We start from the raw sequence: 14,109 nt of genomic DNA, 5'->3' as shown, positions 1-14,109 counted from the left end.
TCGACGATATCGAGTTTTTTGTAAGTAATATGTACAGTATGATGGAATATAGAAAATCTGACTATTGAATTCGACGCGATACATCACAGTACCGGTGACATGTGACAATGTTAACTCGCCAACGGCTTGATAGTTATCATCATCAAAAAAGCTATGATGCTTTTTCACGGTGACGAACACTCCACACCCCTCACTTTTTGGATCATCGATAACCACACTATCAATTGCGCCCAGTAAAATATGTCCAAGTCCATGATGTTGATGGTCTGGGTGAACTGCAATAAAGCTCAGCATATGGAAGTTCTTTGCTGGTATGAGGCTCCGCACCTTCTCTTCTTTTTCGAGCATTTGTCTCGTACCAAAGAGGCCTGCGGTGAGTAGCATTCTCAAACGCCAATGCCAATAGCGCCCTGCGCCGAATGCAGCATCAGGAGCTGTCAAACACGCAACCGCTATCAAGCGACCTTCATGATAGAGACCAATGATGGGCTGATCCGCTCCCCAAAAAACGTTGAGTTCTTCTCGAATGGCAGAACGAAGCCTACTCTCATACCCGTCTTTTCCGCGCTGAAAGATATCTAAAAAAAGCGGGTCGTCGGCATAAGCATTGTAAAGAATGGAAGCGGCAACTGATAAATCATCAATGTCTAGAAACATTGCTTTGATTTCTTGTTGGCTTGGCTCAACTTGATCAATTGCCGCTTTTGTCATGAATAATCTCTTTTGAAGCACGAAGTTAGTACATAAAACGTACTATAACGGCGCACTTGTAAAAAACAAAGAGATTTGTTAAATTTTGGTAAATTAATTACTACCCATTAGCGAGTATGCACTGTCACCCCAACCCACTAAGAAGCTGTTCTTGAAAACTAATGGCGTACACTCATCCTTAGTAGTTACACCATCTTCCATAGTGCGTTGTGTGCGATAGAACAATACCCGATAAGTACCATCATCTTTTTGGTATAACTCGTTAAAATCAGCTATGCCCATTTTACGAAGTACTGATTCATAACTCATATCTTGCTCAAGCTGAGCGATATGCTTTCTATTGTTGTACTCTCGGTCTTCCCAATCCGTGCTGTAATGACTATCGCCATCGCCACCAACAGAAACAACGCAGCCACTCAAAACAAACGGAGATGCTAATGCCAAAGTAAGAAGAAGTGCTTTCACAGTGAATCCTTTTTTTAGTTGTATAACAAGCATTGGTAAACAAATTTGGGGCCAAGTGTAACTCATTGATTTTATTGAAAATGGAAAACACGTAAATTGTTATAAATGCTAAATAATTACTAATTAAACCACTAATCGGTCAATTTTGTCATTTATCGTTATCTAGATATTAGGCTTGTTACTATGAACAAAAGCTGAAGCATGGTACAACGACAAAAAGCCAACCAGGCTATATCGAGTCAATTTAACGTGCAGTGTCGGGAGTCAGAGTGCTGATGAACTCGCTGAGAGATGAGGCTAAAACTTTTGATGGAAGCTTGCCAACTTGCTCTACAACGACTTCTCCACTCTCATTATCGACACTAAGAATGACATCTTCTTCGTCTGTTACCGCAAAAAACAGGGTCAACGGCTGTCCTAATCGCTGTTTCATTAGCAAGTGGCCAATAAGATTTTGCTGAAGACGCTCAAAATCCTCATGTGACCAAGCAAACAACAACTCACACTTTCCTTGAGGCGCCACAACACTGATACTCTCGCTGTAGTAACGGGTAAAATATGCGCAAAATTCTGGATTTAGCGTGATATCCAAGGCTTCTTCTACATTAGTAAAGCTATTAGTGTTAGCTTGTAACACTGGCTCCCACGAGATCCAATCACCATTTTTAGCATCTTCAGACAGACAGGGCGACGGCCACTGGGCATCAAATTGAACAAAGCCCTCAGAGCCTCGCTCACGCTGCAGCGTAATAAAATCTTCAATAAATTGGTCTAGCGCTTTATTTAAGGAAAGTGTCATTTTTCAGTGAAGTAGCAATTTTTAAGGTACACTATACTTAATGAAAAAGATGTCAAGACAGACACCTGAGTAACATTTTTTATCACAAGGTCACCATGGCTCAGAATAAAAGTGCAACGCCAAGCACATCACTACCCGATCAACTTACATTAGGTAAACAGGTCGAGTATGAATACGAATACAATCCAAGGCTTTTACAACCTGTTCCACGCACATTAGGAAGAGACGCTATTTCTCTTGATAGCGACGCCCCATTACCTTTCCAAGGTATAGACACATGGACGGGATTTGAACTCTCATGGTTAAACGAAAGGGGCAAACCGCAAATCGCCATTTTGGAGTGTTTTGTTCCTGTTACTTCTCCAAATTTAATAGAATCGAAATCGTTTAAGCTTTACTTGAACAGTTTCAACCAGACCAAAGTCGCTAGTGCTGAACAGCTTGAAAAGATACTTGCGAACGATCTCTCCGATTGCGCGGGTGAAGCCGTAGAGATCAACCTGATTCTACCAGCACAATTCCCATCGCTTATTTTTAAGGAGTTTGATGGTTTTTTGCTTGATGATTTAGATGTGGATATTGATACTTATTCGCCTGATGTTCAGCTGCTTTCATGTGATAGCGAAAACACAGTAACTGAAGAAACCCTTTGTTCTAACCTGCTAAAATCTAACTGTTTAATTACCAGTCAGCCCGATTGGGCGAGCGTTCAAATTCGCTACAGTGGTAATAAAATCCATCGCGAAAATTTATTGAAATATCTTATAAGTTTTAGGCAGCACAATGAGTTTCACGAACAGTGTGTAGAGCGTATTTTCTGTGATATTTTACGCCACTGTAAACCCGATACATTGACAGTGTGTGCTAGATATACTCGAAGAGGTGGATTAGACATCAACCCCTTTCGTTCAAATTACGAGCAACCTTACGCGAATCATCGACAGGCACGTCAATAATTTTCATTCTTCGCTTTTTAGGTTTAATTTTAAAAGATGGCAATTCCGTATTCTGGCGTTAAGAAGAGAGATATGGACAACAAGCAACTACAATCCTACAAACAGCACAATGAACTATTGTCTCAGTTTATTGTGCGTCTCTCCGCGTTTTACGAAGGTTTCTCTGATGATTTAGACAATGAACTTCAGGTTTTACGAGGTCATTTGTCAGGTAAGCCAAATTTCACGCTGGCAACCGTAAGCATTAACAAACTAAATAGGTCGCTTCAGCATCAAGAGCTCACTGTCAAAAAGTACTCAGCGGACACGGTGTCAGTGTTGGAGTCTTCTGTAAAATCATTACAGCAGGACATAGCTTCTGACCCTGAACTCACAAAAGAAGCGGCACTGCAGTTGGTTGCATTAAATCAGCCTGTGGACGACCTATTCCGCGTTTATCCCTTATTTCAAAAAGCCTTGATCCTTCACAGAAAGGCGCTAAAGCTATCACCAACAAAATCTGGCAGTACCAAAACGGTACCTCAACCAGACACGAGTGAGACTGAACCAGAAAAGCAGCCCCTATACAAATCTATTTTCGAAGAGCTCAATCTACTCATCGAGAGTTACGCCAAACGAAAGCCAAACGATTTACAACTGGTAAAAGTACGTGAAAGGCTATCAAGTGGTGTGTCAGAAGACGCATTGCTGAAAAGTTGTGTCGTGGTTCTACGCATGATTGTTCAAGACGCAATGTCTGAAGCAAGCATCACGGGCAAAGTTATTCAAAGCTTGCACAATGCGTTAGGTAACATTAACAACGACATTCAACTGAGTATTGACGACACTCAAAGTCAATATGAACAACGAAAATCAGGTCATACTGAGCTATATTCTCACATCGAGAATATCGAGGCTGTTGTCAACGATAGCGATTCATTGGAAGACTTAAAAACGCAAGCACAAAGCGCAATATCTGAGCTTACAAGTACATTGCATTCGCAAGAGGAATCTGACAAAGCAGGACAAGAAGTACTCATGGCGACCTTTAATGCCATGCAGTCGCAAATTGTTAAGCTTCAAAAACAAACGCTGCAGTATAAGAAAAAGCTCGCCGAACAGCTGATGTTGAGTCAAACAGATCCATTGACACGTTTGCCTAATCGCCAAGCTTATAACGATAAACTCGGTAAAAGTTTTATTCATTGGAAGAAGTCTGGAGGAGACCTATCTGTAGCCATCCTCGACATTGACCACTTCAAATCAATCAATGATAAATTTGGTCATGCTGCAGGTGATAAAACCCTGCAAGTGATGGGAAAACACCTCAGGCAGCAATTGCAAGACAACGAGTTTATTGCACGCTGGGGTGGAGAAGAGTTCATTTTGTTACTACATGACGTTGCGGGCGAGCAATTAAAGTCTCGCCTAGAGACTTTACGAATGTCGCTAGCAGCACTACCGTTCAAATTTAAAAAGGAGAAGGTCACAATTACTGCATCCATCGGTGCAACTAGCTTTTCTACCGGCGACCAATCTGACGATGCATTTGAGCGTGCAGACACCTATCTTTATCACGCAAAACGTCACGGTCGCAATCAAGTTATCACAGATGAGGACTTCCCCCAGTGAATACACTTCAGCTGAATCCAGTAGGATGGATGAGTCAACTTTCACAAGGAGAGGTGGCTAACCTACAGGATTCAACTGGCAGTGAACTGTTCAGATTGTTCCGAAACTGTGCCCTAGCAGTATTAAACAGCGGTGTTGACGAGGATAACTTCGAAGTATTATTCGAGCCCTACAAAGACTTTGATATCAGATTAGTTCGCAGAGAGCGTGGCGTAAAAATAGAGCTAATCAATCCTCCACAGGTCGCTTTTGTGGATGGCGTGTTGTTAAAGGGGGTCCATGAGCACCTATTTGCTGTGCTTCGCGACTTACTATATATGGGTAACAAGTACCCATTATCAAACCAGCCAAGAACCTTTTCCGGTGCAGAAATTACCGATGCGGTTTTTGACATGCTGCGGCATGCGAATGCGTTAGAAGGTAACGATAACCTGAATACCATCGTTTGTTGGGGGGGGCATTCTATAAAACCACATGAGTACAAGTATACCAAAGAGGTGGGTTACCAACTCGGATTGAGGGCGCTAAATATTTGTACCGGATGTGGCCCAGGGGCAATGAAAGGGCCGATGAAAGGTGCGACTATTGGTCATGCCAAACAAAGATACAAAGAAGGGCGTTATATTGGCATTTCCGAGCCCAGTATCATTGCTGCAGAGCCACCCAATGCCATCGTTAACGAACTAATTGTTATGCCCGATATAGAGAAGCGCTTAGAGGCTTTTGTTCGTCTGGCACATGGCGTCATTATATTTCCAGGCGGCGCAGGAACCGCCGAAGAGTTACTTTATATTCTCGGTATTTTGCTCAACGAACAAAATAGTCGACAACCTTTACCTATCATTCTTACAGGTCCAGTGGGTTCAGAACAATACTTTGAAGCCATAGACGAGTTTATCGGAGAAACCCTGGGTAGTGATGCACAAAGTAAATATCAAATTATCATCGACGACCCCGTTGAAGTTGCTCGCGCAATGTGCCGCGGACTGGCAAAAGTAAAATCTTACCGAGAAGCTATGGGGGATGCTTTCAGTTTCAACTGGTCACTCAAGATCGAACACGCATTCCAACATCCTTTTGATCCCACCCATGAAACAATGGCTTCACTGGCACTACATCAGAACCAATCAGCAGCCGATTTAGCCGTAGTCTTACGTAAAGCCTTCTCCGGAATTGTCGCAGGTAATGTAAAAGCTGAGGGAATAGCACAAATAAAAGAGTTTGGCCCTTTTGAAATCGATGGCGATACAAAGCTCATGCAGCAATTAGATAAACTGTTAGAAAGTTTCGTAACCCAACACAGAATGAAACTTCCCGGTAGCACTTATGTGCCCTGTTACAAGGTAAAAAGCGATGATGTAGTAATTGGTTACGATTAATGCATGTTGCCAACGTGTTTTTTAAGTACACTATGAACAAGGGTAACACGTTCGCATCTTGGTATAAGTAATTGTCTACTGGCCAAAGCTGCTTACATCAAAGGAAATTAGCAAGATATCGCCATGAACTCTAAAGTAACTCGTTTGATCGTCTCAGGTATTGCACTGTATGCTATTTTTGTATTTTTGGTTGTCGCATTTTATCCCGACAAACCTGAAAACATGGATTGGCAAGATCGCGAGGCGTACAACAAAGTTCAAATTACTAAACTTAAACTCGGCATCACCCGAGAAGAAGTACTGGCGCTGCTTGGCTCACCGGATATTACTGAAGCAAAAATTGAAGATGGAACAACTATACAAGTGATGTTTTATCGCACTCAGCACGTACGTGCTGACGGTTTAACAACGCAAGATGAATGCACCCCACTATTGTTTGAAAACGATAAACTGATTGCTTGGGGAGAGGGTGCTTACTCCAGTTACCAAGAGAGCTAGTAATGCATGGACATTCGTTATTTTAACGAGTTGTCACAACTTCATAAATCTTTACCGCCTGCGAACACTGACCCCAGGAAACTCGTTAATTTCTGCCTAAATATCGGAAAGTCTGTGGTGAGTTTCGGCAAGGCAAACCCTCACTTGGCATTTGCGATGCTTCGCTGTGCACCTTCAGAAACGTCGAGTATCACTAGAACGCTCCTCGCAGTATATATCAGTCAAAAAGCGAATAATGCCAACGAGCACTTCATTCAACATGTTCTTGCCTCTATTGTGGCTGTGTACTGGATTAGTGTTCAAAGAAAGCAAATAGGTGATAAGTTCAAACCTCTGGCGGCGCGCTTTCGTAAGTTTCTCACCCGTAAGCAATTGAACATCTGGCTCGATATTATTGTGCTTCAAAAAGTGATGTTCAGTAAAAACGCGATGAAGTATGTTACGGCATCGTCACTCAGCAGTATTCAAAGAAAAGCACTCATAGGAACAGTTATCGCGAGTGTTGGTTCAACTCAGTCTCAAACAAAAACGATATCCGAATGTGCAGCAAACGCAAACGTTGGCGACAGGGAATTCCTGGCTCGATTGCTTCTACTATTTGAACGCACACTCCCCCTTTCATCTGTGCTCTTCAAAGACATACCAGCAACAGTGTTGGCCGCAGATCAGGAAAAGGTATGCATATTATTAAATGATGGCTCAGATGAAGTTCATTGGCTTGCACCAAATTCAATAGTTCTCAGCGGCTACTCCCCTTCAACTTCGCTGAAAGAATACTTAATAGCATTCGACAATAACAAAGAGTTTATAGACGCAAGGGCTGGGAAATCATTACTACCTAACACATACCCTCTGATCAGGCCACCAGGCTCACTAACGTCTATCATTGATACATTGCAGAGTACTAAGGTCAATATCAACAATCTTAGTAAGCAAATAGATGAACACGACGCTTTCAGCCACTTTTTGCTCTCTTCGGCGAGTCACGACAATAGATTACAACTGCCCGTTAGTAACATTAAACAGGCCGTCCTTACTTATGGAATTGAGCGCGTCGGCGATATGTTAGTTCAGTTTGCATTGATGGAACGACTGACGCAACACTACTATCCATTGAGGGCCTTAAGTATTCAGTTCACGACTATTGCCTCTCATATAGCTAGTATTCTTTGCACGCGTTGTAACTTAAACCTCACGCCACAGAACGCAGGTTTAATTATCACCTTCATGTGCGCTCCACTGTTTACGTTGCCCGGACTCAAAGTACGTACGTCCCTTCCAGTGGGCCTTTCGGGATACTTCCAACCGAACAGCACATTTAATCTCATACTCGATGGTCAGTGGCACGATGTTGCAGGAGAGCTCGCTGGAAAATGGCATCAAGCTAAACGCACTCGAATAATGATTCATCAGTCTAGCTTACTTCATCACCAAGTGTCAGCATCACTAAAAAAACGAGCATGCGGTTATTCAACTTTCTTTTGGTCTAGCGAGAGAACTGCTATTTGGGATACAAGCGAGGGATAACTTAACATCCAATCAACTAAAACAGTTATTAGCGACTCTCGATTTAGGACTGCCGGATATAGAGAGTATCCAAAATGAACTTAGTGATGTGTTGTGGTGCCCACTATAAAACCGCTCAAAACAAGACAAATAAAACCAAAGCCAATCACACATTTCAACCGATAAAAACAATCCCCATTCGGTCTGTGAATACCGACTATATCAGCTACATATTTTTTACTGAATCGTATAGAATACGCGGGTTTAAGCGCTGTCTCTACCTGTAGGAGCAGACACCAATTTGGCGAGTTCTTTGCGCCAGACTACAATTAGACAAACCTAACGATTTAGACATTAGAATTACCTAAGGATCCCTCCATGACTCAGCAACGCATTACGGTCATCCGCGGTGACGGCATCGGCCCAGATATCATCGATGCAACCACAAAAATTCTTGATAAAGTTGGCTGTGATTTCGCTTACGATTATGCAGACGCCGGCTTAGTAGCATTAGAAGAGCACGGTGAGTTGTTGCCACAAGAAACGCTAGACCTTATCGCGAAAAATAAAGTGGCGCTTAAAGGTCCACTGACGACTCCTGTAGGTGAAGGTTTCACATCAATTAATGTTAGCTTACGTAAGCAATTCAAGTTATACGCTAACCTGCGCCCAGTGCGTTCGTTCAAAGGCACCAAAGCACGCTACGAAGATATCGACATCATCACAGTCCGCGAAAATACACAGGGTATGTACTCTGGTCTTGGACAAGTCGTATCTGAAGACGGTACTGAAGCAGAAGCGATGAGTAAGATTACTCGTGATGGCGCGGAAAAAATCGTTACTTTCGCATATGAGCTGGCTCGTCGCGAAGGACGCAAAAAAGTGACTGCGGTTCACAAAGCTAACATTCTTAAATCAACTTCAGGTCTATTCTTAAAAGTCGCTCGTGAAGTCGGTGAGCGCTATCCGGATATAGAATCTGCAGAAATGATTGTTGATAACACCTGCATGCAGCTTGTTATGAACCCACATCAGTTTGATGTAATTGTCACCACAAACCTATTTGGTGACATATTGTCTGACCTTTGTGCAGGTCTTGTAGGTGGACTAGGAATGGCTCCTGGCGCCAATATTGGTGAAGATTGCGCTATTTTTGAAGCGGTTCACGGCTCAGCGCCAGATATTGCTGGAAAGAACTTAGCTAACCCTACCTCTGTGATCCTTGCAGCAGCACAAATGCTTGAATACCTAGAGATGGGTGACAAAGCAGAGAAAATCCGTAGTGCACTTAAAGATGTTATTGAATCTGGTGACAGAACCACACGTGACCTAGGTGGTGAAGCGGGTACAACTGAGTTCACAGAAGCACTCTTAGAGCGCTTATAAGATAAGTCAGCCTATCTTGTAGAGGCCCGGGTATGTTTTGTACTCGGGCCTTTTTTATACTGATCTAAAACTGGTCTACTCAAATAATTTCATTCACCTAATATCACAATCGTACAAATGATGTACTTAACGATATAAGGAAAGACGATGAAACGACTATTAACCTCTCTACTTTTGCTCACCACTTTGGCATTTCAAATAGATTGTGCTAACGCCGAGCCCAACTCCGTCATGACTGCGAGTACGGAAGTATCTGAAAAACTAGATTTAAACTCTGCAACTGTGGAGCAGCTTCAAGCACTTCCCGGAATCGGAAAATCGAAAGCTAGTGCTATTGTGACGTACAGAGAGACAGTAGGACCTTTTTTAGAGGTAGAGCAACTTACTGAAGTGAAGGGTATTGGCCATACGATCCTAGAAAAGCTCACTCCATTTGTCATCGTTCACTGAGGCTATGTTCGGTCAATCCTTGCCGTAGTTTATTTTTGGTGCATTACTGAACAATAAAGCCGCCAAATACGAACTGCGAAATTGATTAGGGTAGAAATCTGACCCACATATGAAAAAGCCCTGAAAAGTTCAGGGCTTTTTACGAAAATAGTGTTTAGAGTAATTATTCTTCGAGCTTTTCTTTTAAAAATGATTTGAATTCTTCACCTAGTTGAGGATGACGTAGTGCATATTCTACATTCGCCATCATATAACCCAACTTACTACCACAATCGTGGCTCTTACCCTTCATTGAGTAGGCATCGACCTGTTCGACTTTCATCAATGAGTCAATAGCATCAGTAAGCTGAATCTCACCACCCGCACCCGGCGGAGTAAACTCAAGTAAGTCCCATACGTTTTGTGAAAGTACGTACCTACCAACAATAGCTAGATCTGAAGGGGCTTCTTCCAGCGGTGGCTTCTCCACCATCTTATGAATTTTTGCTGAGTCGCCAGGTTCAATACCCGCACCATCTAGGTCCACAATACCGAATTTAGTGATGTCTTCCTCTGGTACTTTCTCGACCATTACTTGACTCACCTGACTCGTGTTAAACTTGGCAACCATGTCTGCGAGATTGTCTTTCTTAGCATCACTCGCTACGTCATCAATAATAACGTCCGGCAAGACCACAGCAAATGGTGCATCGCCGACAAGAGGACGAGCGCATAATATGGCGTGTCCTAGACCATTAGCAACACCTTGACGTACGTGCATGATCGTTACATCTTTGGGACAGATTGATTGAACTTCCTCTAGTAACTGACGCTTCACGCGAGTTTCTAAGGTAGCTTCCAACTCAAATGAAGTATCAAAGTGGTTCTCAATACTGTTTTTACTCGCGTGAGTAACCAAAATAATTTCTTTCAGCCCCGCCGCAACGCATTCCTTTACAACGTACTGTATCAGTGGCTTGTCAACCACAGGAAGCATCTCTTTCGGGATCGCTTTGGTGGCTGGTAGCATTCTTGTTCCCAATCCAGCAACAGGAATAACGGCTTTTTTGACCTGACTCATTTTATATATATCCTTGTACTGATAAACCTCGGTTCGATAACGAGAATGCAAACAACATTCCATGGGTATCGACCAACCGGTGTTCTCATCCATTAATACTTAATGGTTTACGTTATTGTAAAATAGTTCAAATATTAAACTTAAAAAATTTTGGCCCGTATAATAATAGGTTAGCTTAACTATGCTATTAAAATACGAACGCTGAAAACGTTTGCAAGTATGTTTACACACTTACCAACTGACAACATTTTTTGTGGCAACAACTCATCGAAAGCACCAATTTAGCACAATGGCACCAAAACAGTGAAATTCAGCGCACCATTATTGCACACTATATTTTTTTAATTCGACCCCGTGAATCACCAAGCCCATCTTTAATTCCTTGGTGCATGTAACGCGCCCTTTCACTACCATTAGTGAAAACAAAACGATTAACAAAATACCGTATTGGTATTGCGAAAAGATTACGAATTTTCCAATAAAAAGGGACGTAGCCGCGTCTAGTGAGAATAAAGATGTTTCTAAACTGATAGTAAAGTCTGACCGGGGCGCCCTGTTTAAAGGTTATACCACAGCATCTGACCCTATCATCGCCTTGCTTGTGACGCATAACAACGAGTTCGGATTTATAAACCCCGAAACCTTTCACAGCGGCGCGCCAACACCATTCGTGATCAACGCCGTCTATAAATAGTTCTACTTCTTTAGCTCCTACACATTCAAACGCTTCTTTTGATAGCAGCATTCCAGACGCTATTATTTGCCTGACTTGTTTAACTTCGTTATCAGACTTTTGTTCGCGCTGAACTCGGGGCTTCTCAATAGTGTTCGAGAATTCACAAAGTATTGAAGGTCCAATCGCAGCAATAAATCTTGAGCTAGCAATTTCAGAAAACTGCCCGTTCAGCTTAAACAAATCAGTAACAGTAATATGACTGTCTTGATCGAGTAACATCACACGCTCACAATCCTCATCGAAAAGCAGCCGCATACCTTCATTTTGCGCTTTTGCAATACCAATATTCTCGGGAAAGTGCAGATAGTGAGACGCCGATTCCGCGGTAAAGGCTTTTGATTCAGGGGAATTATCAATGAGAGCAACGCTAACATTATGTGATAGAAAACTATTTACAATGGAGCTCACATGTCGAATATCTGGATTGTAGAGAACTATAACAATGCCAAGTTTCAATGTTTTCCAAACCTATTCAACATGTGTCTGTCCAGTTTATAAGCGACTTTCACAAAATGACTTGGCAACAATCTCAGCGTGAGTACCGCGAAAGCGTAGACAACGTTTAACGGGGTTATTTTACCTAATTTTCTCATGGCAAAAAACCTTGCCCTAAACTCGTTGATGGACTTCATTAGACCTCGACGTTTATAAAAGTCATTAACTCTGCGGAAATCCAGTAGTTTGTCTTTAAGATTTCTAAACACAAAACCGCTCGAAGCTAATGTTATCCAAAGAAAATAATCTTGAGTATTTCTTAAGTCTGGATCGTAACGAAAACCATGCTCAAACACTGAGTACCGTATGACCAGCGTGGGGTGATTCATGGAGCAGCGTCGTGGGAGCAAACTTACTATCTGACCGTGAGATGCTGGCATCACGCGAGCTCCGACTTTTTTTCCCAATTCGTTTACTTCATTGAGAGCAGAGCCTAAAACTGAGATGTGCTTGTGTTTACGAAGGTACCCTACCTGCCGCTCTAATCGATTGGGTGCAGATATGTCATCTGCGTCCATCCTAACGAAGAAGGTAGGTGAATATTGATAGACCCAAGCAATAGCATTATTCATACTTGCTGCCAATCCGGAATTGACAGCGTTTTTAGTCAGCACGACGCGCTCGTCATCACCGGCCTTCTGCAATAGAGTTGCCATTACATCTTTTGAGATGTCACCGTCTATAACAATAACGAACAAGAAAGTTCTGTATGTTTGGCGAAGAATACTATCCACAGCCTCTTCAATCCACACGAGATTGTCGCCATGGTAAACAGCCATACCGACGACCGTCTCAATGCGTTTCTCTGTAAACTTACAAGATAAAATTGAAAAATTAGTGTGTGGAACTAAAACCAAACTAACACTGCTCTGATGACCTGCATTACTAAGTAATACCTAAAAATTGTGACGTACTATAAACGTTTTACGCCTTTGTTTGAACAGTATTTTTTTTGGTGATTCTCTTGAATAGTCTCAGAACGGACCAAATGTTCTGAATGACGTAGCTGTATAGCACCAGGATCGCGATAAAGCCCCAGAACATTACGTACTCAGGGATTTGATATATTTCACCCAATATACCCACCGCACAGTAACAAGCACCGAGACAAAGAATAGCTATCAATGCTTTGCGACTTGAAACACCAGCTCTCATAAAAATATTGTGAAGATGTTGTCTGTCGGGTCTCAAAACTGATTGTCCTTTTTTCGCCCGGCGATACATGATCGCTGCCATGTCCATCAACGGAAGTCCAATCAACCAAACCGCTGTAATCGGCCTAAATGCCGCCTCAGCGCCCTGAGTGTGGTCGACAAGCAGCCACACGATAGTCAAACCGATAAACATACTACCGGCATCACCCATAAAGATTTTATTCCTTTGAAACCTTTCCAACTTAAATTGAAGGCCATAAAGGGGACAATTGCCGCAACAATAATTAGCGGTTCCATTATTGCCGCACCATTTCCGGAGGCGAGCAAAAAACCTACCACGGTTAGCAACACAACTAGGCTCATACCACCAGCCAAGCCGTCAATACCGTCGATCATGTTGAAAGCGTTTATAACACCCACGACACAGATGACTGTAAAGAAATACCCGAGAATTTCAAAACTTAGCGCGCCAGTTCCAAAGATATTGCCGAGGGAGGTAATATAGTTTTGTGCGCTCCAAGCCATAATCGATGCGACTCCGAATTGACACATCAAACGCCCCTTAGCGCTGAGTTCAAACCTGTCATCTAACATTCCCAGAAGCACTATGAAGGCAGACGCTGTAAAGAAAAGAGGGTTATTTTTCATCCACACATCGGTGACTACGCTGGCAACGAGTACAGCCATAAATATCGCAACACCGCCAGTCAAAGGAACAATACCCGCGTGACGCTTTCTACCATTTGGTTGATCAACCAAACCAAATTGATGGGCGAGCGGAGTCATCACTACCAGCAAGATTAGCGCTACAAAAAAAGCAGTGAAGAGCGGTATGAAATTTAGATACGCGAGCACGTTCCACTCCCAACTAAAGCAGAACTGCGCATGCACTTGAGACAAGCT

The 14,109-nt window shown here is 42.6% G+C and carries 13 protein-coding genes and 1 pseudogene; 7 read left to right on the top strand and 7 right to left on the bottom strand.

What is annotated here, in order from left to right; translation table 11 throughout:
- The 3 genes from EYS00_RS18915 to syd form a co-directional block, all read right to left on the bottom strand.
- On the bottom strand, window positions 1-711 hold a 711-nt coding region (locus EYS00_RS18915; protein WP_130639476.1), incomplete at its 3' end, for a GNAT family N-acetyltransferase.
- A 93-nt stretch (window positions 712-804) separates the two neighbouring features.
- On the bottom strand, window positions 805-1,176 hold the full coding sequence (locus tag EYS00_RS18910; protein WP_130639475.1) for a DUF3192 domain-containing protein: 372 nt from the start codon (window positions 1,174-1,176) through the stop codon (window positions 805-807).
- 244 nt (window positions 1,177-1,420) lie between these two features.
- A complete protein-coding gene (gene syd, locus EYS00_RS18905) occupies window positions 1,421-1,975 on the bottom strand; it encodes a SecY-interacting protein (RefSeq protein WP_130639474.1) in 555 nt (184 codons plus the stop codon).
- Between the two features lie 95 nt (window positions 1,976-2,070).
- On the opposite strand from syd, the gene queF reads away from it, so the two are divergent.
- From queF to EYS00_RS18870, 7 genes are all read left to right on the top strand, one after another.
- The gene (gene queF, locus EYS00_RS18900; RefSeq protein WP_130639473.1) at window positions 2,071-2,931 is read left to right on the top strand and encodes an NADPH-dependent 7-cyano-7-deazaguanine reductase QueF; all 861 of its coding nucleotides are present in this window, start codon (window positions 2,071-2,073) and stop codon (window positions 2,929-2,931) included.
- A 36-nt stretch (window positions 2,932-2,967) separates the two neighbouring features.
- Window positions 2,968-4,542, top strand: coding sequence for a GGDEF domain-containing protein (locus EYS00_RS18895; protein WP_242618839.1), 1,575 nt, complete (start codon window positions 2,968-2,970; stop codon window positions 4,540-4,542).
- Window positions 4,539-5,921 carry a nucleotide 5'-monophosphate nucleosidase PpnN gene (gene ppnN, locus EYS00_RS18890; protein ID WP_130639470.1) on the top strand — a complete coding sequence of 461 codons (1,383 nt, stop codon included), beginning with the start codon at window positions 4,539-4,541 and terminating at the stop codon, window positions 5,919-5,921. Before EYS00_RS18895 ends, ppnN begins: the two co-directional genes overlap by 4 nt.
- Before the next feature lie 123 nt (window positions 5,922-6,044).
- The gene (locus EYS00_RS18885) at window positions 6,045-6,419 is read left to right on the top strand and encodes a DUF3192 domain-containing protein (RefSeq protein ID WP_130639468.1); all 375 of its coding nucleotides are present in this window, start codon (window positions 6,045-6,047) and stop codon (window positions 6,417-6,419) included.
- Window positions 6,420-6,425: 6 nt separating this feature from the next.
- Window positions 6,426-7,946, top strand: a complete 1,521-nt coding sequence (locus EYS00_RS18880) for a hypothetical protein (protein ID WP_130639466.1) — start codon at window positions 6,426-6,428, stop codon at window positions 7,944-7,946.
- 357 nt (window positions 7,947-8,303) lie between these two features.
- Window positions 8,304-9,311 carry an isocitrate dehydrogenase gene (locus EYS00_RS18875; protein WP_130639464.1) on the top strand — a complete coding sequence of 336 codons (1,008 nt, stop codon included), beginning with the start codon at window positions 8,304-8,306 and terminating at the stop codon, window positions 9,309-9,311.
- Between the two features lie 147 nt (window positions 9,312-9,458).
- Window positions 9,459-9,761 carry a helix-hairpin-helix domain-containing protein gene (locus EYS00_RS18870; protein WP_130639462.1) on the top strand — a complete coding sequence of 101 codons (303 nt, stop codon included), beginning with the start codon at window positions 9,459-9,461 and terminating at the stop codon, window positions 9,759-9,761.
- Window positions 9,762-9,924: 163 nt separating this feature from the next.
- Here EYS00_RS18870 and galU read toward each other — a convergent pair whose 3' ends face one another.
- The 4 genes and pseudogenes from galU to wecA form a co-directional block, all read right to left on the bottom strand.
- Window positions 9,925-10,821 carry a UTP--glucose-1-phosphate uridylyltransferase GalU gene (galU, locus tag EYS00_RS18865; RefSeq protein ID WP_130639460.1) on the bottom strand — a complete coding sequence of 299 codons (897 nt, stop codon included), beginning with the start codon at window positions 10,819-10,821 and terminating at the stop codon, window positions 9,925-9,927.
- Between the two features lie 331 nt (window positions 10,822-11,152).
- Window positions 11,153-12,013 carry a glycosyltransferase family 2 protein gene (locus EYS00_RS18860; protein ID WP_130639458.1) on the bottom strand — a complete coding sequence of 287 codons (861 nt, stop codon included), beginning with the start codon at window positions 12,011-12,013 and terminating at the stop codon, window positions 11,153-11,155.
- Complete coding sequence (locus EYS00_RS18855; RefSeq protein ID WP_130639456.1) at window positions 12,010-12,831, bottom strand: glycosyltransferase; 822 nt, start codon at window positions 12,829-12,831, stop codon at window positions 12,010-12,012. The genes EYS00_RS18860 and EYS00_RS18855 overlap by 4 nt, the downstream gene beginning before the upstream one ends.
- A gap of 145 nt (window positions 12,832-12,976) precedes the next feature.
- Window positions 12,977-14,061: pseudogene (gene wecA / locus EYS00_RS21235) on the bottom strand (UDP-N-acetylglucosamine--undecaprenyl-phosphate N-acetylglucosaminephosphotransferase).
- Between the last annotated feature and the right edge of the window lie 48 nt (window positions 14,062-14,109).

The sequence above is a fragment of the Alteromonas sp. KUL49 genome (genome assembly GCF_006538345.1).
Lineage (GTDB): Bacteria > Pseudomonadota > Gammaproteobacteria > Enterobacterales > Alteromonadaceae > Alteromonas.
Note: the sequence above shows the minus strand (reverse complement) of the source record. Positions and strands in the feature narration are given on the sequence as shown.